Annotated in this window: 23 protein-coding genes; 12 read left to right on the top strand and 11 right to left on the bottom strand. The window is 68.4% G+C overall.

All coding sequences use genetic code 11. The annotated features are described in order from the left end of the window. Positions 1 to 120: 120 nt before the first annotated feature. Together ACJH6I_RS14195 and ACJH6I_RS14190 are read left to right on the top strand one after the other, a co-directional pair. A complete protein-coding gene (locus tag ACJH6I_RS14195; RefSeq protein WP_318986603.1) occupies positions 121 to 957 on the top strand; it encodes an SDR family NAD(P)-dependent oxidoreductase in 837 nt (278 codons plus the stop codon). 29 nt (positions 958 to 986) lie between these two features. Continuing rightward, positions 987 to 1,817 carry an SDR family NAD(P)-dependent oxidoreductase gene (locus ACJH6I_RS14190; RefSeq protein WP_318986604.1) on the top strand — a complete coding sequence of 277 codons (831 nt, stop codon included), beginning with the start codon at positions 987 to 989 and terminating at the stop codon, positions 1,815 to 1,817. 284 nt (positions 1,818 to 2,101) lie between these two features. Here ACJH6I_RS14190 and ACJH6I_RS14185 read toward each other — a convergent pair whose 3' ends face one another. Continuing rightward, positions 2,102 to 2,962, bottom strand: a complete 861-nt coding sequence (locus ACJH6I_RS14185) for a glycine betaine ABC transporter substrate-binding protein (protein WP_318986605.1) — start codon at positions 2,960 to 2,962, stop codon at positions 2,102 to 2,104. 5 nt (positions 2,963 to 2,967) lie between these two features. After that, the gene (locus ACJH6I_RS14180) at positions 2,968 to 4,110 is read right to left on the bottom strand and encodes an NADP-dependent malic enzyme (RefSeq protein ID WP_318986610.1); all 1,143 of its coding nucleotides are present in this window, start codon (positions 4,108 to 4,110) and stop codon (positions 2,968 to 2,970) included. A gap of 136 nt (positions 4,111 to 4,246) precedes the next feature. On the opposite strand from ACJH6I_RS14180, the gene corA reads away from it, so the two are divergent. The 3 genes from corA (at position 4,247) to ACJH6I_RS14165 (ending at position 7,274) form a co-directional block, all read left to right on the top strand. After that, entirely contained in the window at positions 4,247 to 5,353 is a 1,107-nt protein-coding gene (gene corA / locus ACJH6I_RS14175; protein WP_212812612.1) for a magnesium/cobalt transporter CorA, read from the top strand. Between the two features lie 201 nt (positions 5,354 to 5,554). Next, a complete protein-coding gene (locus ACJH6I_RS14170; protein WP_346416936.1) occupies positions 5,555 to 6,952 on the top strand; it encodes an NAD(P)/FAD-dependent oxidoreductase in 1,398 nt (465 codons plus the stop codon). A 43-nt stretch (positions 6,953 to 6,995) separates the two neighbouring features. After that, positions 6,996 to 7,274: a hypothetical protein gene (locus ACJH6I_RS14165; RefSeq protein WP_318986183.1), complete on the top strand. Its 279-nt coding sequence runs from the start codon at positions 6,996 to 6,998 to the stop codon at positions 7,272 to 7,274. On the opposite strand, the gene ACJH6I_RS14160 is transcribed toward ACJH6I_RS14165, so the two are convergent. The 6 genes from ACJH6I_RS14160 to ACJH6I_RS14135 all read right to left on the bottom strand — a co-directional run bounded on the left by ACJH6I_RS14160 (position 7,271) and on the right by ACJH6I_RS14135 (position 12,779). Continuing rightward, positions 7,271 to 7,867 (bottom strand): suppressor of fused domain protein, encoded by a 597-nt coding sequence (locus tag ACJH6I_RS14160; RefSeq protein WP_318986184.1) that lies wholly within the window; start codon positions 7,865 to 7,867, stop codon positions 7,271 to 7,273. The two genes, ACJH6I_RS14165 and ACJH6I_RS14160, sit on opposite strands and share 4 nt — an antisense overlap. Further along, positions 7,864 to 9,039, bottom strand: coding sequence for a sn-glycerol-3-phosphate ABC transporter ATP-binding protein UgpC (locus tag ACJH6I_RS14155; protein WP_318986185.1), 1,176 nt, complete (start codon positions 9,037 to 9,039; stop codon positions 7,864 to 7,866). The genes ACJH6I_RS14160 and ACJH6I_RS14155 overlap by 4 nt, the downstream gene beginning before the upstream one ends. A 3-nt stretch (positions 9,040 to 9,042) precedes the next feature. Beyond that, positions 9,043 to 9,879: a carbohydrate ABC transporter permease gene (locus ACJH6I_RS14150; RefSeq protein ID WP_061004140.1), complete on the bottom strand. Its 837-nt coding sequence runs from the start codon at positions 9,877 to 9,879 to the stop codon at positions 9,043 to 9,045. 1 nt (position 9,880) lies between these two features. Further along, on the bottom strand, positions 9,881 to 10,759 hold the full coding sequence (locus ACJH6I_RS14145) for a carbohydrate ABC transporter permease (protein ID WP_138249607.1): 879 nt from the start codon (positions 10,757 to 10,759) through the stop codon (positions 9,881 to 9,883). Further along, positions 10,756 to 12,165, bottom strand: a complete 1,410-nt coding sequence (locus ACJH6I_RS14140) for an ABC transporter substrate-binding protein (protein WP_293021024.1) — start codon at positions 12,163 to 12,165, stop codon at positions 10,756 to 10,758. The genes ACJH6I_RS14145 and ACJH6I_RS14140 overlap by 4 nt, the downstream gene beginning before the upstream one ends. 113 nt (positions 12,166 to 12,278) lie before the next feature. Next, positions 12,279 to 12,779: a general stress protein gene (locus ACJH6I_RS14135; RefSeq protein WP_061004137.1), complete on the bottom strand. Its 501-nt coding sequence runs from the start codon at positions 12,777 to 12,779 to the stop codon at positions 12,279 to 12,281. An 80-nt stretch (positions 12,780 to 12,859) separates the two neighbouring features. Between ACJH6I_RS14135 and ACJH6I_RS14130 the strand changes: the two genes are divergently transcribed. Further along, on the top strand, positions 12,860 to 13,525 hold the full coding sequence (locus ACJH6I_RS14130) for a DUF4190 domain-containing protein (protein ID WP_318986186.1): 666 nt from the start codon (positions 12,860 to 12,862) through the stop codon (positions 13,523 to 13,525). Beyond that, positions 13,522 to 13,752: a DUF4190 domain-containing protein gene (locus tag ACJH6I_RS14125; protein WP_406784231.1), complete on the top strand. Its 231-nt coding sequence runs from the start codon at positions 13,522 to 13,524 to the stop codon at positions 13,750 to 13,752. Before ACJH6I_RS14130 ends, ACJH6I_RS14125 begins: the two co-directional genes overlap by 4 nt. A gap of 9 nt (positions 13,753 to 13,761) precedes the next feature. Here the strand turns inward: ACJH6I_RS14125 and ACJH6I_RS14120 are convergent, their stop codons facing one another. Continuing rightward, positions 13,762 to 14,727 carry a CoA ester lyase gene (locus ACJH6I_RS14120; RefSeq protein WP_226520978.1) on the bottom strand — a complete coding sequence of 322 codons (966 nt, stop codon included), beginning with the start codon at positions 14,725 to 14,727 and terminating at the stop codon, positions 13,762 to 13,764. Positions 14,728 to 14,752: 25 nt separating this feature from the next. On the opposite strand from ACJH6I_RS14120, the gene ACJH6I_RS14115 reads away from it, so the two are divergent. From ACJH6I_RS14115 to ACJH6I_RS14095, 5 genes are all read left to right on the top strand, one after another. After that, positions 14,753 to 16,066, top strand: coding sequence for a magnesium transporter MgtE N-terminal domain-containing protein (locus tag ACJH6I_RS14115; protein ID WP_293021010.1), 1,314 nt, complete (start codon positions 14,753 to 14,755; stop codon positions 16,064 to 16,066). Continuing rightward, entirely contained in the window at positions 16,063 to 16,656 is a 594-nt protein-coding gene (locus ACJH6I_RS14110) for a DUF1003 domain-containing protein (RefSeq protein WP_318986188.1), read from the top strand. The genes ACJH6I_RS14115 and ACJH6I_RS14110 overlap by 4 nt, the downstream gene beginning before the upstream one ends. A 119-nt stretch (positions 16,657 to 16,775) precedes the next feature. Further along, on the top strand, positions 16,776 to 18,281 hold the full coding sequence (locus ACJH6I_RS14105) for a lytic transglycosylase domain-containing protein (protein WP_406775616.1): 1,506 nt from the start codon (positions 16,776 to 16,778) through the stop codon (positions 18,279 to 18,281). Between the two features lie 43 nt (positions 18,282 to 18,324). Then, on the top strand, positions 18,325 to 19,458 hold the full coding sequence (locus ACJH6I_RS14100; protein WP_406775615.1) for an Mrp/NBP35 family ATP-binding protein: 1,134 nt from the start codon (positions 18,325 to 18,327) through the stop codon (positions 19,456 to 19,458). A gap of 28 nt (positions 19,459 to 19,486) precedes the next feature. Continuing rightward, positions 19,487 to 20,491, top strand: coding sequence for a beta-ketoacyl-ACP synthase III (locus ACJH6I_RS14095; RefSeq protein ID WP_406784230.1), 1,005 nt, complete (start codon positions 19,487 to 19,489; stop codon positions 20,489 to 20,491). A gap of 4 nt (positions 20,492 to 20,495) precedes the next feature. Here the strand turns inward: ACJH6I_RS14095 and ACJH6I_RS14090 are convergent, their stop codons facing one another. Both ACJH6I_RS14090 and ACJH6I_RS14085 read right to left on the bottom strand, forming a co-directional pair. After that, positions 20,496 to 21,407, bottom strand: coding sequence for an acyl-ACP desaturase (locus ACJH6I_RS14090; protein WP_406775613.1), 912 nt, complete (start codon positions 21,405 to 21,407; stop codon positions 20,496 to 20,498). A gap of 182 nt (positions 21,408 to 21,589) precedes the next feature. Further along, positions 21,590 to 23,281: an aldehyde dehydrogenase family protein gene (locus ACJH6I_RS14085; RefSeq protein ID WP_406775612.1), complete on the bottom strand. Its 1,692-nt coding sequence runs from the start codon at positions 23,279 to 23,281 to the stop codon at positions 21,590 to 21,592. Positions 23,282 to 23,322 lie beyond the last annotated feature (41 nt).

Genomic DNA, 23,322 nt, shown 5'->3' with positions numbered 1-23,322 from the left:
TGAGGGCGGTTTGGTACCGTTTGGTACCGCAGCTCTCGCAGCGCCACCCGGTGCTATCCGACACCGGCGGTACCGGCTACTGTCGCTAGCAGCACGCGCATCGACCACAAGGGAGTGAACATGTCGGGCTTCGCCGGGAAAGTCTGTGTCGTCACCGGAGCCGGATCGGGTATCGGTCAGGCCCTCGCCATCGAGCTCGCCCGCTCGGGCGCCAAGCTGGCGATCAGTGACGTCAACACGGAGGGCCTCGCCGAGACCGAGGAGCGGATCAAGGCCATCGGCGCCCCCGTCAAAGCCGACCGCCTCAACGTCACCGAGCGCGAGGCCTTCGCCCTCTACGCCGACGCCGTCGCCGAGCACTTCGGCAAGGTCAACCAGATCTACAACAACGCCGGCATCGCCTTCACCGGCGACATCGAGGTCAGCCAGTTCAAGGACATCGAACGGGTCATGGACGTCAACTTCTGGGGCGTCGTCAACGGCACCAAGGAATTCCTGCCGCACCTCATCGCCTCCGGCGACGGGCACGTCGTCAACGTCTCGAGCGTCTTCGGCCTGTTCGCCGTCCCCGGCCAGGCCGCCTACAACGCCTCCAAGTTCGCCGTCCGCGGCTTCACCGAGGCGCTGCGCCAGGAGATGAAGCTCGCCGGCCACCCCGTCAAGGTCACCACCGTGCACCCCGGTGGCGTGAAGACCGGCATTGCGCGCAACTCCACCGCGGTCGAAGGCATCGACCCGAAGGAACTGGCCAAGACCTTCGACGCGAAGCTGGCCAAGACCACGCCCGAACGCGCCGCCAAGATCATCCTGGAGGCCGTCCGCAAGGGCCACGCCCGCGTGCTCGTCGGACCGGACGCCAAGCTGCTGGACCTCATCATCCGGGCCACCGGCTCGGGCGCATACCAGGATCTGTTCTCCCGCGTCACGTCCCGCGTGATGCCGTCGCGCTCGCACTGACACCCACCACCCAACGCAAAGGAGCGGTCATGGAGGGATTCGCCGGCAAGGTCTGTGTGATCACCGGAGCCGGGTCGGGTATCGGTCAGGCGCTGGCCATCGAGCTGGCGCGCTCGGGTGCGTCGCTGGCGATCAGTGACATCGACACCGAGGGCCTGGCCAAGACCGAGGAACAGGTCAAGGCCATCGGCGCGCCGGTGAAAGCCGACCGGCTCAACGTCGCCGAGCGGGAGGCCTTCGAGCTCTACGCCGACGAGGTGGTCAAGCACTTCGGCAAGGTCAACCAGATCTACAACAACGCCGGCATCGCCTTCACCGGTGATCTCGAGGTCAGCCAGTTCAAGGACATCGAACGGGTCATGGACGTCGACTTCTGGGGCGTCGTGAACGGCACCAAGGTCTTTCTGCCGCACCTGATCGCCTCGGGTGACGGGCACGTCGTCAACGTCTCGAGCATCTTCGGCCTGTTCGCGGTGCCCAGCCAATCCGCTTACAACGCAGCCAAATTCGCCGTCCGCGGCTTCACCGAGGCGCTGCGCCAGGAGATGAAGCTCGCCGGGCATCCGGTGAAGGTCACCACGGTGCACCCCGGCGGCATCAAGACGAACATCGTGCGCAACTCGACCGCGGCGTCCGACATCGACTCCGCGGGCCTGAACAAGCTCTTCGACAGGGCGGCCCTGACCACGCCCGAACGCGCCGCACAGATCATTCTCGAGTCGGTCCGCAAGGGCCACGCCCGGGTGCTGGTCGGGCCCGACGCCAAGATCGTCGACGTGATCGTCCGCATCACCGGGTCGGGCGCCTACCAGGGCCTCTTCGCGGCCATCGCCGGACGGGTGCTGCCGAAGCTCGGTTGACTCCCGGGCCCAGTCGTTCGACTCCTGCCCTCGGGCGCCGAGACACGGAGTGGACTTGTTCACCAACAGCGGCGCGGCGATAAGTCCCTGAGTGCAACCGGGACGACGATCCGCGAGTTGTTGTTGAAGCCAGGGACGTTTCGCGGCGCGGAACGGTGCGTGGCTTCAATCAGGACGGCTACTGCTCCCCCGTGATTGAAACCACGCACTTCGCACCAGGGTCACCCACTACTGGTGAGCAGCGCGAGGGCATGTGAACCCCTGACCGCGGATTGCCCGCGCGGCTAGTGGTCCAGCGGGTGCTGGGCCAGCCACGCACCCGCCACGGCTGCCGGATCGGCACCCTTGTCGACCTGACCGATCATGTCGGTCAGCGTCGCGGTGTCCAGTTCGCCGGCAATGCCGTTGAGCGCCAACACCTGTTGCTCGGCCAGGACATTGCGCCGGTACAAGGGCACCACGTTCTCGGCGCGGATCAGCGACGTCCGGTCGGTCAGCACCGTCACCCCGGACGGTACCGCGGGCGCCGCCGTCGAGGTCCAGGCCACCGTCACCGCACCCGCCTGCAACGCGGCGAAAAGGCTTGCGCTGTCCTTGAATTCACGAGCAGCGGGCAGGACGCAGTCCCCCACCCGAGCCGGATGCGCGTCGCCCGTCACCACCCCGACGGACAATCCGCCGCAGTGCCCCGGCAGCGCCGCGACATCCCGCTTGCCCCAGCGGTCCGCGGTCGCCGCGGTGACCGCGACGGCCGGCTTGTCCTGTGCCGACGCCGTGTAGTCGGCGGCGGCGACACCTTCGGGCAGCGCCGAGATCATCGACCGGTACACCTGCTCGTCGGCCCGTGCCGTGGCATGCGGGACGAATCTGGTGAGCAGTTCACCGGTCAGCCCGGGCGCCACCGTCACATCGGCGGAGTCAAGTGCCGCAACAGGATCCGGGACCAGGTGCACCCGGGTCGGGATACCGAAGTACCCCAGCGCCGCCGAGTACAGATGCGCGAGCAGTTTCGACTCGGCGGTCGGCGCCGCGCCGACGGTCAACGCCGGAGGCCCCGGCACGGACTGCCCGCTGCTGCAGCCCGCCGTCGCCGCGGTGAGCAGTGCGGCCAGCGCCACACCGCCCGCCGCGACCCGGCGGCTCATGGTGTTCAGGCTTGCGAGGCAGCCGCCACCGCGGCCGCCACGGCCGGCCCCACGCGCGGGTCGAGCGCGCTGGGCACGATGTAGTCGACCGACAGATCGTCACCGACAACCGAGAAGATGGCTTCTGCGGCAGCCACTTTCATGGCCTCGGTGATCCGGCGGGCACCGGCGTCCAGGGCGCCGCGGAACACGCCCGGGAACGCCAGCACGTTGTTGATCTGGTTCGGGAAGTCGCTGCGACCGGTCGCCACCACCGCGGCGTACTTGCGCGCGACATCCGGGTGGATCTCCGGGTCCGGGTTGGACAGGGCGAACACGATGCTGTTCGGCGCCATCTCGGCGATGAATTCCTCGGGCACCAGGCCGGCCGAGACACCGAGGAAGACGTCGGCGCCGTCGAGCGCCTCGGCGATGCCACCGGTGACGCCACGGGGGTTGGTGCGGCCGGCGAGTTCGGCCTTGAAGGAGTTCAGGTCGTTACGACCGGAGTGCACGACACCCTTGCTGTCGAGGACGATGATGTCGCGAATGCCGCTGGCCAGCATGATGTTGGTGCAGGCCACACCGGCCGCACCGGCGCCGGAGACCACGACCTTGAGGTTGTGCATGTCGCGCTCGAGCACCTTGGTGGCGCCCAGCAGCGCGGCGAGGACCACGATGGCGGTGCCGTGCTGGTCGTCATGCATGACGGGGCAGTCCAGCGCCTCGATGACGCGGCGCTCGATCTCGAAACATCGCGGCGCGGAGATGTCCTCCAGGTTGACGGCGCCGAACGTCGGACGCAGCCGGATCAGGGTCTCGACGATCTCGTCGGGGTCCTTGGTGTCCAGCACGATCGGGATGGAGTCGAGACCGCCGAAGGTCTTGAACAGGGCGCTCTTGCCCTCCATGACCGGCAGCGAGGCCGCCGGACCGATATCGCCGAGGCCCAGCACGGCACTACCGTCGCTGACGACCGCGACCAGGCGATTGGCCCAGGTGTACTTCTTGGCCAGGGTCGCGTCGGCCGCGATGGCACGGCTGACCTGCGCGACGCCGGGGGTGTAGGCGATCGACAACGCACGCTGGGTATCCAGCGGCTCGTTGAGGGCTACGGAGAGCTTGCCCCCTTCGTGGGCGGCGAAAATTTCCGCATCTTCGATGACCACCTGGGGTGTGCGCACAGCACCTGACTTATCTGACACCGCGTCAGGCTACTTCACTCAATTGTTACTCGCCGGTTCCGCGTAGCATTTGCGACTGGTCTACAGATCCGAGAAGTCCGCCCCACGGGAGGTCAGCCGCATGCCCTCGTTCCGCGCGCTCCAACCATCGAACTTCCGTCCCGTCCCGAAAAAGACGCACGCCGGCCCCGATGCCAGCTCCATCCACGTTCCGGTCGCCCGCGCCACTGTCGACTGCGGCGTCTACTCCATGGGCGCGCGGCTGCCCGGCAAGTACACCCACGGTGCCGCCGTCGCCAAGGTGCGCGAACTGCGCGCGGCCGGCGCCGAGGCCTTCGTGTGGATCGGGCTCCACGAGCCCGACCAGCACCAGATGCAGGCCGTCGCCGATGTCTTCGGGCTGCACGAACTGGCCGTCGAAGACGCGGTCTGCGCCCATCAGCGGCCCAAGCTGGAACGGTACGACCAGACCCTGTTCCTGGTGCTCAAGACGGTCAGCTACGTTGAACACGAGTCCGTGGCCAATGCCCGCGAGATCGTCGAGACCGGCGAGATCATGGTGTTCGTCGGGCCCGACTTCGTCGTCACCGTGCGGCACGGCGAGCACAGCGGACTGGCCGGTGTGCGGCACCGGCTCGACGAGTCGCCCACCATCCTCACGCTGGGGCCGTACGCGGTGATGCACGCCATCGCCGACCATGTGGTGGACAGCTACCTCGAAGTCACCGCGCTGGTCGAGACCGACATCGACACCATCGAACAGAGCGTCTTCTCCTCACACACCCAGACCGACATCGAGAGCATCTACCTGCTCAAGCGCGAAGTGGTCGAGCTGCGGCACTCGGTGAATCCGCTGACGATGGCGCTGCAGCGACTGCTGTCCGACCACAACGACCTGATCTCCAAAGAAGTCCGCCGTTACATCCGCGACGTCCACGACCACAACAGCCAGGCCGCCGATCAGATCACCGGGTTCGACGACATGCTGAGCTCACTGGTGCAGGCCGCGCTCGGCAAGGTCGGGATGGAACAGAACGCGGACATGCGCAAAATCTCGGCGTGGGTCGCCATCGCCGCGATGCCCACGATGATCGCCGGCATCTACGGCATGAACTTCGACAACATGCCCGAACTACATTGGCATTACGGCTATTTCGCCGTGCTGACGGTGATGGTGCTGGTGTGCACGGCGTTGTACCGGACGTTCCGCCACAACCACTGGCTGTAATTCAGCTCGGGCGATGAGCGCGCGCCGTAGCCGCTGACGGCAATTCGCTTGGCACGCAGGGCCCGGGTTGGCTGATGTTGCCGTCCGGCCCAAAACCGATCTCGGATCGATTTTTCCTTGACGGCGACGATCGCCGACACCTAAACTCAATATCGAATCGAGTTTTGGTTTTACGAGCGGGCGGCCAGGAGGCAGCGAGAAATGACCAACCCACAGAGTGTCGACCGTGACGTCGACGTGGTCGTCGTAGGCGCCGGGCTGTCCGGCCTCACCGCGGCGTATCGGCTTTCCCAACAAGGACTTTCGGTAGTGGTACTCGAAGCCGGTGATCGGGTGGGCGGCCGGACCGTCAATGTCGACGTCGGCAACGGCGCCGTCACCGATGGTGGCGGTCAATGGATCGGCGCCCTGCACACGCGGATGTACGCGCTGATCGAAGAGCTGGGACTGTCGACCTTCCAGACGTACACCGCGGGAAACACCATCTACCTGCAGCACGGGAAGCGTCGCACCTACACGGGCACCATCCCGCCGCTGGGCCCCCTCGCCCTGCTCGACTTCGCGCAGGCCCAGTTCCGGCTGGAACGAATGGCCAAGCGGGTGCCCGCCAAGACACCGTGGACGGCGAAGAAGGCCGGCGCCTGGGACAGTACGACGCTCGGCCACTGGCTGGACACGAACTGCCTCGTCGACGAGGCACGACACCTGTTCACCACCTGCTTCACCATGATGTATGCCGAAGACCCGCACCGGGTCTCACTGCTCAAGGTGCTGCACCAGATCGCCACCTCGGGCGGAATCAGCTTCATGGTCAACACCCGAGACGGTGCACAGGACTCCCGGGTGGTCGGTGGCATGCAGCTGGTGTCCACGACGCTCGCCGACCGGCTGGATGACCGGGTGCTGCTGGACTCTCCCGTCACCGAGATTCACCAGCTCGACCACGAGGTGCTGGTCCGGTCGGCGCGTGCGGACGTGCGCTGTCGGCGCGTCATCGTGGCCATGAGCCCGGCCGACGCGGGCCGGATTCGTGTCACTCCCGAACTGCCGGTGCGTCGCTCGGCCCTGCAGCGGGCCTGGCACAACGGCACCGAAACCAAGGTGTTCGCGGTCTACGACAAGCCGTTCTGGCGCAAGCAGGGCTTCAACGGATCGGCCCTCACCGACCTGCCGATCGCGCATTTCGTGGTCGACAACTCCCCGGCGGACGGCAGTGTGGGCGTCTTGCTGGTCTTCGTCGGCACGGCAGGCGCAGGTCCGGGCTTCACCTGGACCGACGAGGTACTCAACGATCCCGCGGCGCGCCACGCGGCATTCGTGCGCGACCTGGTCACGCTGTTCGGCCCCGAAGCGGCGAATCCCGTTGAAGTGGTGGAGAAGTCCTGGGTCGACGAACCGTGGATCAACGGTTGTGTCGGCACGCGCGCACCGGGGGTGCTGACGGGATACACCGACGCCGCGACCGTCCCGGTGGATCGGCTGCACTGGGCCGGCACCGAGACCGCGCCCGAGTTCGAGAGCTACCTCGAAGGAGCGGTACGCGCGGCCGAACGCGCCGTGGCCGAGGTTCGCACCGCGCTGAGTGACACCGTCCTCTAGCAAAACGGACCGCCGGTGACAACCGTTCGGGCATGATCTTCCAATGAAAATTGGGCGCAGCTCCACCGTAGTCGCGTTGGTCGTTGCCAGTGGTGTGCTCACCGGCATCACCGCACCCGCCGCCCACGCCAATGGCGCGGACGCCGTGATCAGAGACCTCGAGGCCGAGGGCTACACCGTCAGGATCAACTGGCTCAACGGCAACAAGCCGGTGCTCCTGCCCCGCTGCACCGTGGTCCGCGTCAACAACCCGTCCTCCGACGAACCGGCCGAGGGTGACGTCGTGTGGGCCGACGTCACCTGTCCGAACAACACGTCCTAGGCCCGAGGTTCGGCGGCCCGGCGTCGCTGATCGAGGACGTCGACGCCGTCCTGCTGCCACGCATCCCGCATGGCGGCGGCGCCTTTGAGCCGCACCCAGGCGGCCTCGGTCGCGGTGATCGGTGTGGCGCTGAGGATCCGCACCGGCTGGTACGGCTCAGGCAGCTCGACGTCACCGATCTCGCTGACGCCCAACAGGAATGCGGTGAACGCCGCCCCCTGCCAGACCGGCTGCTGCAGATCGATCAGCGCATCCGGTTCCAGGATCAGGCCTTCGACGGCCGGTGCCGACGCCAACACCGCGATCGAGCGAGCCAGCGCCGTCGGGGTCGGACCGCGCAGGGACAGCACCGCCTCCGCCCGCGGGCCGCTGATCCCGTCGGCCACCATGTCCATCGGGTCCGTCATGGGGTAGCGCGAACAGCCCAGGGACGCATAGTGATACACGTCCCCGTCGGTCGGCCCGTAACGCAGTACCTCGATGGGGTCGGCACCGAGGAACGTGACGCTGGCGCCCACCGGATCGGCGGTGCTGCCGCGATCGGCGAAATGCGTTGTCAGACGGGCACGAACCGCGCCGAGGACGTCGGTCACTGCGGCAACGACAGGTTGCGGCCCGTGGCCGGGTCGAACAGCGTCAGCTTGGAGGTGTCCAGGGCCAGCTCGATCCGGCTGCCCGCCGTCGCGGGCGACTTGGCCGAAACCCGTGCCACATAGGTGTTTTCGCTCGATCCGGCGTCCGCGGTGTCGTCGGCGAGCTGCTCCAGCTGGGCGGCTTGAGCGCCGGCCCCTTCGAGCCGGAAATGCACGTACTTGTCCGCGCCGAGCGATTCCACCAGCTCGGCGTCGACCTCGAAGGTCAGCGACTGGATGCGCGCGTAGGCGTCGATCACCGAGGCGTCGTCGAACTGCTCGGGACGCACACCCGCGATCAGGTCGGCCGACGGCCGCTGCTGGTCCAGCGCCGCGCGGGCCTCGTCGCTCAAGGTGACCTCACCGAAGGGCAGCTGCACCCCGACGTCGGTCCGTGTGGCCGGGAAGAAGTTCATCGACGGGGAGCCGATGAAGCCGGCGACGAACAGGTTCGCCGGCTCGTTGTACAGCTCGTCAGGGGTGCCGACCTGTTGCGCGACACCGCCGCTCATCACCACCACCCGGTCCCCCAGCGTCATCGCCTCGGTCTGGTCGTGCGTGACGTAGACGGTGGTGGTGCCGAGGCGGGCCTGCAGCCGGGCGATCTCGGTGCGCATCTGCACCCGCAGCTTGGCGTCCAGGTTGGACAGCGGCTCGTCCATCAGGAAGGCCTTGGGGCTACGCACGATGGCACGTCCCATTGCCACTCGCTGACGCTGTCCACCGGACAGCTGGGCGGGCTTGCGGTCCAGAAGTGCCGTCAGATCAAGGATTTTCGCGGTCTCCTCGACCTTGGCGGCGATCTCGGCCTTCGGCATCTTCGCGAGAGTGAGCGGGAACGCGATGTTCTGCCGCACCGTCATGTGCGGGTAGAGCGCGTAGGACTGGAACACCATCGCGATGTCCCGGTCGCGGGGCTCCTTCTCGTTGACCCGTTCGCCACCGATGCGCAGTTCGCCGGAGCTGATGTCCTCCAGGCCGGCAATCATGTTGAGCGTCGTCGACTTTCCGCATCCCGACGGCCCGACCAGGATCAGGAACTCACCGTCGGCGATCGTGAGCGACAGGTCCTGCACGGCCGTTGCGCCGCCGTCGTAACTCTTGGTGACGTTCTCCAGAACGATTTCGGCCATGGACTACCCCTTCACCGCACCGGACGTCAGGCCCGCGACGATCCGTCGTTGGAAGATGAGAACAAAGATGATGATGGGCACCGTGATGACCATCGCCCCGGCGGCGATGGAACCGGTGGGCTCCTCGAATTGCGAACTGCCCGTGAAGTTCGCGATCGCCACCGGCGCGGTGATGGCGCGCTGGGTGGCGGTCAGCGACAACGCCAGCAGCAGGTCGTTCCAGGCGAAGATGAACACCAGGATCGCTGCGGTGACGATGCCGGGCGCGGCGAGTGGCGCGATGACCTTCCGGAAGGCCTGCCCCGGCGTGGCACCGTCCATCTTGGCGGCCTTCTCCAGATCCCAAGGGATTTCCCGGAAGAACGCCGACAGGGTGTAGATCGCCAGCGGCAGCGCGAAGGTGATGTACGGCAGGATCAGACCCGGCCAGGTGTCGAACAGCCCGACGGTGCGCTCGATGTTGAACAACGGTGTCACCAACGAGATCTGCGGGAACATCGCGATCAGCAACGACAGGCCGACCAGCAGTCGCTTGCCCGGAAAGTCCAGCCGCGCCACGGCGTAGGCCGCCATGCCACCGATCGTGACCGCGATGGCGGTGGTGATCAGCCCGATGCCGATCGAGTTGATCAGTGCCGAGCCGAAGCCGCCGCCGGTGAAGATGCCCTTGTAGTTGTCGAACGTGACCTGACGCGGAATCAGGTTGCCGTCCTTGACCGTTGACGTCGGCTTGAGTGACAGCGAGAAGATCCACAGCACCGGCAGCAGCGCGTAGACCACCACCAGGACGTTGACCACGCCCCAGCCGGCCAACCTGCCGCCACGTGTCTGATCGCTCATGTCACCGCACCTCGGCTTCCGCACCGGGCGCCGCGGCACCGAAGATCTTGATGTAGATGAACGCGATGATCGCGACGGTCGCGAAGATCAGGACGCTGATCGCCGATCCCAGGCCGATGTTGAACGCCTTGAAGAGATTGTCGTAACCCAGGATCGACACCGAGCCGGTGTTGTTGGTGCCGCCCGTGAGCACGTAGATGTTGTCGAAGATGCGGAACGCATCCAGCGTGCGGAACAGCAAGGCCACGAGGATCGCCGGTTTCATCAGCGGCAGCGTCACTTTGGCGAACCGCTGCCAGCGACCCGCGCCGTCCATCTGGGCGGCGTCGAGCAGGTCCCGGGGCACCAGCACCAGCCCCGCCAACAGCAGCAACGACATGAACGGCGTGGTCTTCCACACCTCGGCAAGCACCACGATGGCCAGCGACGGCAGCTGCTCGGTCAGCGGCGCGCTGCCCGTGGGCAGCAGATTCGCGAGGTAGCCGGTGCCCGGCGTCCACGCGTAATACCAACTGTAGGAAGCGGCCACGGTCACGATGCCGTACGGAATCAGGATGGCGGTGCGCACCACCGAGCTGCCGAAGACGGTCCGGTGCATCACCACCGCGAGCGTCATGCCGAGCACGAACTCGATGGCCACCGACACCACCGTGATGCCGAGGGTGACCACGAAGGCCGTCCACCAGTAGTGGTCGGTGAGGATTGTCGTGTAGTTGTCCAGACCCACGAAGCGGGTCTCCGCCGGCGCGGCGAGGTTGTCCCGGTGCAGGCTCAGCCACACCGCGTAGCCGACGGGATACGCGGCCACCGCGAGCATCACCAGCACGGCGGGCGCGATCAGCGCATAGGCGAGGCGCCTGTCGGCAGTTCCACGACTCACGGGATCAGCCCCTTGCCGTCGATCGCCTGTTGCACCTCGGAGGCCAACTTGTCGGCGGTGCGCTGCGGGTCGATCTTGGTGATCGGAGCCAGCGTCGCCGAAATCCGCGTCGACACCGCCTGATACTGCGGCGTGGCCGGACGGACCGCGGCATCGGCGAGCTGGCGGCGGATCACCGCGTACTGCGGGTACTTGGCCTGGAACTTGGCATCGTCATACAGCGACGCGCGGACCGCGGGCAGGCCGCCCTCCACCGACGTGAACTGCTGGTTGGTCGCGCTGCGCATGCACCGGATGGCCTCGAAGGCCTCGGCCTTGTGCGTACTGGTCTTGCTCACAGCAAGATTCAGCCCGCCGATGGTGACTTTGGCCGGCACCCCGGGCTGCACCGCTGGGTAATCCGCGAAGCCGAACACCTTCTTGCTCTCGTCGTAGGCGGTGGTGAACTGCGCATCGTCGGGCGCGAAGGTTCCGACGTCGTTGATGGCGCTCTTGAGCTCCGCGTGCTCGTCGAGCGGCAGGAACGGCACGCCGCCCTTGACCGCGTTCTCCAGCAGCGACGGCAGCACGAACGGCCAGTTCACCTCGAGCGCGGCCTTGCCCTGCTCGAGCGCGAGCCGCGCCGTTCCCTCGTCGGTCTGGGTGATCGACGGGTCTGCGCCGGGTGCGGTGGCCACCGACTTGATGACCTGCAGCGCCTTGACGGTCGCGGCGCGGTGCTCAGGTGTGTCGGTCAGGGTGACGGTCTTGCCGTCGTCGGACAGCACGCTGCCGCCGGCACTGGTCAGCAAGGTGTTGAACCAGACCACCAGACCCTCGTACTGCTTGGCCTGCACGGCGATCCAGCTGGGTCCCCCGGCGGCATGCAGCCGCGTCGCCTGCGCCACCATGTCGTCCCAGGTGGCCGGCGCTTCGGGCATCAGATCGGCCCGGTACCAGAGCATTTGGGTGTTGGTCGTGATGGGTGCGGCGAACAGCCGGCCCTGCCACTGCGCGGTCTTGAGCGGTCCGGGCAAGGTGTCGTCGGCGGCGTCGGCTTCCGCTTTCCCGGCCGGGTCGTCGGACAGCGGCACGGCCCAGCCGGCCTCGGCGAACTCCGCCGTCCAGACGACGTCCAGGCCCATGATGTCGAGGTTCTTGTCGTTGCCGGTCAGCCGGCGCGCCAGTTGCAGCCGCTGATCGTCGGCGCCCTTGGGCAGACTGACCTGCTTGATGCTGAAGCGGCCGCCGAGTTCGGCGTTGCACCGCCTGGCGAGGGCCGAGAACGTCGCCTTCTCATTGGCCGACGTGTACACGCTGACGACGGTGCCGCCCGCACCGGAACCGCAGGCGGAGACCAACGTGGCGGCCGTGCACGCCGCCGCACCCGCTGCCAGCGCAGCCCGCAGCTTTCCCGCGCGCACCACGGACGCCTCCTGTCTCACGGGAACCTCCCGCGCGCAAACCGTAGAGCGCGGCAGGTGTGCCATGCAACATATCGCCACCTAGTGGCGGATATGGCGACCGAGGCCGGAGGGCCCTACAGCGACAGCCGCCCCAGCAGATCGCGGCCCTGTTCGGCGCACACCGGATCGCACAAGACGTCGTATCGGCCCGCGACGAGCTGCATGGTGGAGCTGAAATCCCTTGTGCCGCGCGACATCGCATACTGCACGCCCGAGGTGATCAAGCCGAAGAAGATGCCGGCGATCAGGCCCGTGAGCAGCGAGCCCCACGCGTTGGTGCCGAACAGCCCGAGCACCAGCCCGATGAACAGACCCAGCCACGCCCCGGTCAGGATGCCGCCGGTCAGCACCCGCGGCCAGGTGAGCCGCCCGGTGACGCGCTCCACCTGCATCAGGTCGACGCCCACGATGGTCACGTGCTGCACCGGAAACTCTTGGTCCGACAGGTAATCGACGGCGCGCTGCGCCTCGGCATAGGTGGGGTACGAACCGATGGGCCAGCCCTTGGGCGGAGTCGGCAATCCGGGCTGTCCACCCGGGCCCGGGGTCCGGTCGGGCTGCAGCGGATTCGTCATTCCCCTGGTCTCCTGTCACTCGCCTCGGAACGCGTTTCGGCTACCACGATGCCATGAACTCGTGCGCTAGGTTGGTCGGCATGACAAGTCCGGGCGGGCAGTCGGGCCAACCCTCCTGGGATCCGTCGGGGCCAGCCGATTCCGCGCCCCGGCCGACCGGCACCGATGCCGAAGCGACCAGCGACTACCCGGTGTACGAATACCCCGCGACCGAAGACCCCGGGCCCACCTCCGCGCCGTGGCAGCAGGGTCCGCCCGCGCCCATGCCACCGGCCCCACCGCAGCCGCCGACGGGACCCTATCCCGCACCTCCCGGCCCGCCGCCGGGCTTCTACGGCACCCCGCCCGCCGGCCCGTACGGCCCACCGCCACCGGTGACGCCCCCACCGCCACCGGGATTCCCACCGCCACCGGGATTCCTGCCGCCGGCCGGCTACCTGCCGCCGCCGCTGTACTCGTCGTACCCGGCACCGAGGTCGAGCGACGGCATGGCCATCGGGTCGCTGGTGAGTTCGCTGATCGCACTGCCGCTCTACTTCATCTGCTTCGTGTTCGGCCCGGCCGGCTCGCTGCTCGGCATCATCCTGGGCGTCGTCGCCTTGGCGCAGAGCAAAGGCCGGCCGCAGACCAACGGCAGGAACATGGCGATCGCAGGCATCGTCATCGGTGCCATCACCCTCATCGTCGGCCTGGTCGGCTTCGTGGTGCTGGTCGACTGGGCATCACGCCAAGACCCGACCTTGTGATCGGCGCGCGGGTGAACCGGCTGGCGGTCGGCTCGGTCGTGTGTGCGCTGGCCGGCGTGGTGTTCGGCCCCGTGGCGCTCATCGGCGTCGGGCTCGGGGTGGTCGCCTACGAGCGCATCCCTGGCAGCGGCACCCGCGGGAGCCTGCTGGCCGTGATCGGCATCGCGTGCGGCGCCCTGGCGTTCCTGCTCAACCTGTTCCTGGTCGTCCTGATCCTCGGCGGCTAGCCGACCCGCTCACGCGGGCGGAGTGAACCGCGCACCGGTGCGCGTCATGCCGGCGGCGCGGCCCTTGCCCGCGATCACGAGCGCCATCTTGCGGCTGGCCTCGTCGATCATCTCGTCGCCCAGCAGCACCGCGCCGCGGGCGCCGCCGGCCTGCGAGGTATGCCATTCGTAGGCCTCGAGGATCAGCTCGGCGTGGTCGTAGTCCGCCTGCCGCGGGCTGAAGATCTCGTTTCCGGCGGCGATCTGGTCGGGGTGCAGCACCCACTTGCCGTCGTACCCCAGCGCCGCGGTCTGCCCGGCGACGCGCGTGAACGCCTCGGTGTCCTTCACCTTGAAGTACGGGCCGTCGATGGCGTTGATGCCGTGCGCCCGCGCTGCGACCAGGATCGTCATCAGCACGTGGTGATAGGCATCGCCGACGCCGTAACCGACGGGCTGCTCCCCCACGACCAGGGTGCGCATGTTGAGGCTCGCCATCAGATCGCCCGGCCCGAAGATCAGGGCCTGGACCCGCGGTCCGCCGGCGATGGCGTCGGCGTTGACGAGCCCCCTGGCATCCTCGATCTGGGCTTCGATGCCGATGCCGCCGACGGGCAGTCCGTGGGTGCGCTCCAGCTGCGTCAGCAACAGATCGAGGGCCTGCACGTGCGACACGTCGCTGACCTTCGGCAGCACGATGACGTCAAGCTCGCCGCCACCGCGCGCCACCGCGGTGACGACCTCGATCACGTCGGCGTACGTCCACGGTGTGGTCCAGTCGTTGACCCGGAGGCCGCGCAGCTGGCCCGCCCAGCCCGGCTCGCACAACGCCTGCGCCACCCGGGTTCGCGCCGCGGCCTTGGCGTCAGCCGCGACCGCGTCTTCGAGGTCGAGGAACACCTGGTCCGCGGGCAGCGTCTTGGCCTTGGCGATCATCTTGTCGCTACTACCGGGGACGGACAGGCATGTACGGCGGGGCCGATACAGGTTCTCCACGACCCCACTCTCTACCCTGTGGTGCATGGTGGCGGTCAACAGGGTCTACGTGGCCAGACTCGCTGGACTGGTCGTGCTGGGCCCCGACGGAGAGTCGGTCGGCCGGGTCCGCGACGTGGTCGTGAGCATGGGCATCGTCCGCCAGCAACCGCGGGTGCTCGGCCTCGTGGTCGAATTGACCACGCGCCGAAGGATTTTCGTGCCGATCCTGCGGGTGACGTCCATCGAGCACAACTCCGTCACCCTCACGGGAGCGACCATCTCGCTGCGCCGGTTCGAACAGCGCCCCGGCGAGGCCCTGGTCCTCGGGCAGATTCTGGACACCCGCGTCCGCGTGACCGACCCGGAGCTCGAACAGCTCACCGGCCTCGACGTCGTCGTGGTCGATCTCGCGATCGAGCAGGCCCGGTCGCGTGACTGGCTGGTGACCCGCGTCGCCGTGCGTCACCGCCGCCTGGGCCGGCGCACCACGGTGCACGTCGTCGACTGGAAGAACGTCACCGGGCTGACGCCGTCGGCGCTCGCGCTGCCGGGACAAGGCGTGGCACAGCTGCTGGAGCAGTTCGAGGGGCAGCGTCCCGTCGAGGTCGCCGACGCCCTGCGCGATCTGCCGGTCAAGCGCCGGCACGAAGTCGTCAAGGCCCTCGACGACGACCGCCTGGCCGACATCCTGCAGGAACTCTCCGAACCCGAGCAGGCCGAACTGCTCAACCAGCTCGGCACCGAGCGGGCCGCGGACGTGCTGGAAGAGATGGACCCCGACGACGCCGCCGACCTCCTCGGTGAGCTCGACGCCACCCGGGCCGCCGTACTGCTGGACCGCATGGACCCCGAGGACTCCGAGCCGGTGCGCCGACTGCTGCAGCACTCCCCCGACACCGCCGGTGGTCTGATGACGCCCGAGCCCGTCGTGCTCACCCCCGACACCACCGTCGCCGAGGCGCTGGCCCGCGTCCGCGACCCGGAGCTGACCTCGGCCCTGGCGTCGATGACGTTCGTGGCCCGGCCGCCGACCGCGACGCCGACCGGACGGTACCTGGGCCTGGTGCATACGCAACGGCTGCTGCGCGAACCACCGGCCACCCAGGTCGGCGGGATCCTCGACACAGACCTGCCGGTGCTGTCCCCCACCAGCTCGCTGGCCGAGGTCACGCGCTACTTCGCCGCCTACAACCTGGTGTCCGCGCCGGTTGTCGACGACGAGAATCATCTGCTGGGCGCCGTCACCGTCGACGACCTGCTCGACCACCTGCTGCCGTCGGGCTGGCGGAGCGCGGACGAACCAGGGCCGGACTCGACGCAGGCCATCACTGACAACATCTCGGGAGCCGGCCGGTGAGCGAGCCTTCGGCGCGGCAGCGCCTGGACATCCCGCGCACGTCCCGTTTCCGGCTGACCCCGCGGGTCGACGTCGAGGCCGTCGGCCAGTTCAGTGAGTCGATCGCCCGGTTCCTGGGCACGGGCAAATATCTGCTCATCCAGACGGTGATCGTGGTCATCTGGATCGCCTTCAACCTGATCGCGATCAGCCTGCAATTCGACCCGTATCCATTCATCCTGCTGAACCTGGCGTTCTCGACCCAGGCCGCGTACGCCGCGCCGCTGATCCTGCTCGCGCAGAACCGCCAGGAGAACCGGGACCGCGTGTCGCTCGAAGAGGACCGCAGGCGCGCCGCCCAGACCAAGGCCGACACCGAATTCCTGGCCCGCGAACTGGCCGCGCTGCGGCTGGCCGTCGGCGAGGTGGCGACCCGGGACTACCTCCGCCGCGAACTCGACGAGCTGCGGGCATTGATTGCTCAGCAGAACGGCGGCAAGGGCGGATCCGGCAAACGCAAGACCGGAAAATCCCGGCCGCCGGTCGAGGAAGACGACGCTTTCAGCGGCACTCGGGCCGACTCCGCCGACTCCGCCACCGCGGCCGAATAAGAGATTCCATTCTCCGGAATCATTGCTACGACAACCGACCGCGGAGTAGGTATGGTGACTTGGGTCACAACACAGGTCACCGGGGTCACTCCGGTATTCCACTTTCATAGGATGGCTCAGTGCACATCGGGGGCGACACCGCTGATTCCGCGGACAACGCTGCGCCTACTACTGAATCCCACGCATTTCCCGGCGATTCCGAGCCGGCTGACGACGCCATCGAGGATTACGACGCCGCGGTTGGCGATGACAACGACGCCGCCACCGAAGCCGGGCCCGGTCGGCGTCGGCAGATCGCCAGGGCGCTGCGCCGGCCGTTGGCCGGTGTCGCGGTCGTCGCGCCGCTCGTCCTGATGCTTGCCGTCGGCGGTTCGGCGCCAACTCGGCAAACAACCGCGCACACCAGCGCCACCACGGGCGTCACGCCGCTGGCCGCCGTCACACCCACCACGCCCGGCCCCCGCAATCGGGCCGGGATGACGGTCGTCGCGTCCGATCAGATGCCCCGCGCGCTGCACATGGACCCGACCACTGCCCTGTCGCCGCCGCCGGCGTCGCTCGTGATGGCCCCCGGCGGGCTGCGCATCCCGCCGATCGTCCTCAACGCCTACCGCACCGCCGAGAAGATCATGGCGACCAGCGCACCGGGCTGCGGTATCAGCTGGAACCTGCTGGCCGGTATCGGCCGCATCGAGTCGGGCCACGCCAACAGCGGCGCCACCGACGCGCGGGGCACCGCGCTCACCCCGATCCTGGGGCCCGTCCTCGACGGCACGCTGGCCGGCAACGAGGTCATCGTGCAGAGCATCTCGGCCGGACGCGTGACCTATGCCCGGGCGCTGGGGCCCATGCAGTTCCTGCCCGGCACGTGGGCCCGGTACGCCGCGGACGCTGTCGGCGACGGCAAGCCCGACGTGCAGAACGTCTACGACGCCTCCCTGGCCGCGGCCCGCTACCTGTGCAGCGGCGGGCTGAACCTGCGTGATCCGTCCCAGGTGCTGACCGCGATCCTGCGCTACAACAACTCGATGCCCTACGCCCAGAACGTGCTCGGCTGGGCCAAGGCCTACGTCACCGGCATCGCGCCGGTCGACCTGCCGCCGATCGTCGGCCCGCCGCCCGCCATCGGCGACCAGCACCTGGACAACCCCGAGGGACTCGGGCCGGGGCTGCCGATCAACGCGATGGGACTGCCGTCCGACGACCCGCTGGCGATGACGCCCGCGCTGCAGATGGGCCGCATGGGTCCGCTGCCCGGGCCGGCCGAACCGAAACAGAACTGCGCGGTCTTCTGCCTGCAGGGCGGCCCCTCGCCGAGCGCCGTGCCCGTCCCCGCCCCGGATGCCCCGGCGCTGGACGCCCCGGCGCCGAACCCGTTCGGGCTGCCGCCGTTCCAGTTGCCGCCGGCCCCGCTCGCGCCCGCACCCGCGCCCGTCGCGCCGCTGCCTCCGGGTCCCATCCCGATCACCGCGGTCGGCGTCGGCACCCCGGCCGCCGGCCCGGTCGGCGCCGCACCGGGACCCGCGCCCGGCCCGGCAGCGGTCCCGGCAGTGCCGGCTCCCGCCGGCCCGTTGCCCGCGGAAGCCATGGGTCCGCCGCCGCCCGCCTTCCCGGGCCTACCCTGACCAGCTGCCGGTGCGCTGACCGGCAGTTATAAACTCGCGAGTAATGTCTGCTGAGCTGAAAGCCGCTGTGCGCGCCGCACTGGGCAAAGTCATCGATCCTGAACTGCGCCGTCCGATCACCGAGGTCGGGATGGTCAAGGACGTGACGGTCGAGTCCGACGGCGCGGTGCACGTCGAGATTTACCTGACCACGTCGGCCTGCCCGAAGAAGACCGAGATCAGCGATCGGGTCACCGCGGCCGTCACCGACGTGCCGGGCACCGGGGCCGTCAAGGTGACCCTCGATGTGATGAACGACGAGCAGCGCGCCGAACTGCGCAAGCTGCTGCGCGGCGACGACAAAGAGCCGGTCATCCCGTTCGCCCAGCCCGGCTCGTTGACCCGGGTGTACGCGGTGGCGTCGGGCAAGGGAGGCGTCGGCAAGTCCAGCGTGACGGTGAACCTGGCCGCCGCGCTGGCCGCCAGGGGCCTGTCAGTCGGCCTCCTCGACGCCGACATCTACGGCCACTCGGTGCCCCGGATGATGGGTGTGCAGGATCGTCCCACCCAGGTGGATTCGATGATCCTGCCGCCGGTTTCGCACGATGTGAAGGTCATCTCCATCGCGATGTTCACCCAGGGCAACACCCCGGTGGTGTGGCGCGGGCCGATGCTGCACCGCGCGCTGCAGCAGTTCCTGGCCGACGTGTACTGGGGCGACCTCGACGTCCTGCTGCTCGACCTGCCGCCCGGCACGGGCGACATCGCCATCTCGGTGGCGCAATTGATCCCCGGCGCCGAGATCCTCGTCGTCACCACACCGCAGATGGCCGCCGCCGAGGTCGCCGAGCGCGCCGGCGCCATCGCGGTCCAGACCCGTCAGCGCATCGTCGGCGTGGTCGAGAACATGTCCGGACTGACCCTGCCCGACGGCACCACGATGCAGCTGTTCGGCGAGGGCGGCGGCGCACAGGTCGCCGAAAGCCTCACGCGCACAGTCGGTGCCGAGGTTCCGCTGTTGGGCCAGGTCCCTCTGGACCCGCAGCTCGTGAGCGCCGGCGACACCGGTGTGCCCCTGGTGCTGTCCGGACCGGACACCGCCGCCGGCGCCGCGTTGCGCGGCATCGCCGACAAACTGTCCAGCCGCAAGCGCGGACTGGCCGGGATGTCGCTCGGGCTCGACCCGGCTGGGCGCTGAGCCTCCCCCGTCCGACAGGAATCCACAAGTGACACATATCCATACGCGCAGCGGCGCACAGAACGTCGGCCTGCTGAGCGTGGCGGCCTACCGCCCCGGCCGCGTCGTCACCAACGACGAAATCTGCGAGACCATCGATTCGTCGGACGAGTGGATCTACTCCCGGACGGGCATCAAGAACCGCCGCTTCGCCGGCCGCGACGAGTCGGCGGTCACGATGGCCTGCGAGGCCGGACGGCGCGCCTGTGCCGCGGCGGAGCTGTCCGGCTCGGACATCGACGCCGTCATCGTGGCCACCAGCACCAACTTCCGCAACACCCCGCCGTGCGGGCCCCAGGTCGCCACCGAGATTGGCGCGCAGGGCATTCCGGCCTTCGACATCGCCGCGGGCTGCGCGGGATTCGGCTACTCGCTGGGGGTGGCCGCCGACATGATCCGGGCCGGTAGCGCGGGCCGCATCCTGGTGGTGGGCTCGGAGAAGCTGTCCGACGCCATCGACATGACCGACCGCAGCAACGCCTTCATCTTCGCCGACGGCGCCGCCGCGGTGGTCGTCGGACCGACCGAGGAGCAGGGCATCGGGCCCACCGTCGCCGGCAGCGACGGCGAGCAGTCCAGCGCCATCGTGCAGGACCTCAGCTGGATCGATTACACCGAGAACCCTTCCGGCCCAAGACCTTTCCTGCGCATGGAGGGCCAGACCGTCTTCCGCTGGGCGGCCTTCCAGATGGTCGACGTCGGCAAGCGCGCGATCGCGGCCGCGGGCCTCACGGTCGACGACATCGACGTGTTCATCCCGCATCAGGCCAACGGCCGGATCAACGAGCTGCTCACCAAGGGCCTCGGACTCAGTCCGGAAACCGTTGTCGCCCAAGATATCCAGGATGCCGGCAACACCTCGGCCGCCTCGATCCCCCTGGCGATGTACACCCTGCTGGATACCGGCGAGGCCAAGCCCGGCAGCGTGGCGCTGCTCCTGGGCTACGGCGCGGGCCTGGCCTACGCCGCCCAGGTGATCCGGCTCCCCGGATAGCCGCTCAGCCGGCCACGGCGGCCAGCTTGCGCTTCTCCTCGTAGAACCGCGCGCGCTCGTCGAGCATCCCGAGGAACCCGATCAGTTCCTCACGAGCCTGCTCACCGACCGCACCGAAATCGTTGCGCTCGAAGATGTTCCAGAAACGCAGCACCGGCACCAGCACGTCGTCGTGGTGGATGCGCAGGTCGTAGATGCCGGCCTTGGCGATGGTGAGCGCGTTCTTCGCGAAGTCGGCCATTCCCACCCCCGGCATGGCGAAGTTGATGACCTCGTCGCGAATGGCGACCATCGCGTCGTCCGGTGCGATGTCGAGCGCTGCGGCCATCAGGTTGCGGTAGAAGACCATGTGCAGGTTCTCGTCGGCCGCGATCCGGGCCAGGAGCTGGTCCGCCAGCGGGCAGCCCGACGCCCGGCCGGTGTTGCGGTGCGAGACGCGCGTAGCCAGTTCCTGGAATGACACATAGGCCAGCACCGACAGCGCGCTGCGGTCCCCCGCGTCATAGCCGGCGACGGTGTGCTCCATGCGAAGCCGTTCCAGGGCAACGGGATCGACGCCGCGGGTGACCACCAGGTAGTCCCGCAGCGCGATGCTGTGGCGGCCCTCCTCGGCCGTCCACTGCCCGATCCAGGTGCCCCATGCCCCGTCACGGGAGAAACGGGTGGCGATCTCGCGGTGGTACGACGGCAGGTTGTCCTCGGTCAGCAGGTTGACGGTCAGGGCCGTCTTGGCGACCGGGTCGAGCGGCGAGTCCTCCGGCTGCCAGTCTTCGCCACCGAGGAACGCGAAGTCCCGCCCGCGGCTCCACGGGACGTAGTCGTGCGGGAACCATTCCCGCGACATCTCGAGGTGCCGGTCGAGGTTCTGCGCGACGACGGGCTCCAGTTCGTACAGCACGGCGGCCTGGGTATCCATGGGTCATTCCCTTCATCGGTGGTCGGCGTCAGGTCCACACCCTCTCGAACCTACGGTACCGTAACCTACGGTAGCGTAGGTTAGCGTTCGATGACCAGACGGTGACGACCACTTCATGAAAAAAGCCCGGCCTGTGGCATGACCACAGACCGGGCTTTGCCCGGGTAACCCCGAGAAACCCGTCAGCCCCGCAGTGCCGACACGAAGATCGCGGGCAGTTTGGCCCAGCTCGGCTTGCCGGCGAACGCGGTGAGGAGCCGGCCGGTCGAAGCGGCCGTACGGTTGTTGACGAACCACGGCGGCTTCGGCGAGATCGACAGCTCGCCGCCGATCAGCGAGCGCGGCGACGGGCGGAACGGCCCCCGCACCACGGTGCGCTCGGGCTTCTCGATCAGGAAACCGTTGTGCACCACACCGATTCCGCTCTGCACGTCATCGAGCGTGTGCCCGGGGAAGGCGCCCCAGGTGGCGTGCGGCGTCAGGTAACCGACGCCGGTCCAGGCGTTCACCGCGATGGTGCCGTAGTGCAGCGCCTCGATCATGGCGTCGAAGGCCTTTTCCAGCGCCTTGATGGTGGCGGGCGCCGCGACGATGTTGACGCCCAGCGTGCCGACGAAGTCCTCGTTGGCCAGGCGGGTGGCCTCGCGGAGGAACTCGACGCCGTCGCTGTCGAGGTCGACGACGCCGTACACCGGCGAGAAGTACTCGGTGCCCAGCAGCGCGGTGCGGTCCTCGGGGTCCACCACCAGCACGCGGTCACCGAGGCGCTGGGCTTTCGGGTAGGCGGCCTCGGCGCTGGCGACGCGCGCATCGGAGCCCGGGTAGTAGGCGGCGCGGTTGGGCGCGGCGGCGATGGCCTTGGTCAGGGCCGCGACGAACTCGTCGCGCTGCGCCCACTTCGAGGACAGCACCACGACCTGCGACGCCACGCAGTTGTAGCCGTTGTTGTGCAGCCGCTGGGTGGCGATGTGGTTGGCCTGGAACGCGATATCGGCCTTGCTCCACTTGCCGGGCACCACGATGGTCGGCGACACCCCGCCGAGCTCGCTGGTGATGTCCTTGTGGAGGATCGGCTCGCCCGCGGCCTTGCGCCGGGCACCCTCTTCGCCGACGCCGAAGACAATGGCGTCGTGCGTCAGGGCACTGCCCGTCATGTGCACGTGGTCGACCGCGTCGTGCTGCACCAGGTAGGTGCCGACGTCGGCGCCCCCGGTGAGAATCCGCACCGCGCCGAGCTCGATGAACGGCGCCAGCACCTTGGTCAGCACCGGCAGGATCGGATCGGTGACCGGGTTGAGCTTGAGCGCCACCACGCGGTTGTTGGCGATCAGCTCGTAGACGGTGTCGAGCGGGGCGATCGACGTGATGTTTCCGGCGCCGAGCACGACGCCGATTCCGTTGGTCTTACCGGGATCCCGCTGCGCCAGACCGGCGGTCCGTAGCGCCTCGTCGCGACTGACACCCGGCTGCAGCCACACCTCGGCACTGAATCCGGACAGCAGGAGCTTGTCGAAGACGTTGAGCGGCAACACGTTCACGGTCGTCCGGCCCGCTGCGGTGCTGAAGTCGGCCCCGTCCAGCGGGCTCTTGCCGGCCTCCAACTTGGCCAGGCTCGCGGACAGTGCGGCCGCCCCGGCCGCCAGCGGGTACGGGCCGGAAATCCACTCCTCACCGACCAGCGGCGACTCCGGATTCAGTTGCTTGATCCGGATCGCGGCCTCGACCCACTCGGCGCCGTGCTGCACCGCCAACTGCTGCACGTCGTCGAGAATCTCCCGCCGGCGCGCCAGAGGCGTTGCCGCCCAAGCCTTCTCGCCTTCGGCGAGCTCATTCAGCGCCTGATCCACCAGGGCCGTGTACGCGATGTCCGTCATATGCTGAATTCTCCCGGTGGTGCGGTCGGTATGGGCCGGAA

The sequence above is a fragment of the Mycobacterium sp. SMC-13 genome, from assembly GCF_045311035.1.
Lineage (GTDB): Bacteria > Actinomycetota > Actinomycetes > Mycobacteriales > Mycobacteriaceae > Mycobacterium.
This window is presented reverse-complemented; position numbering and strand designations above follow the sequence as displayed.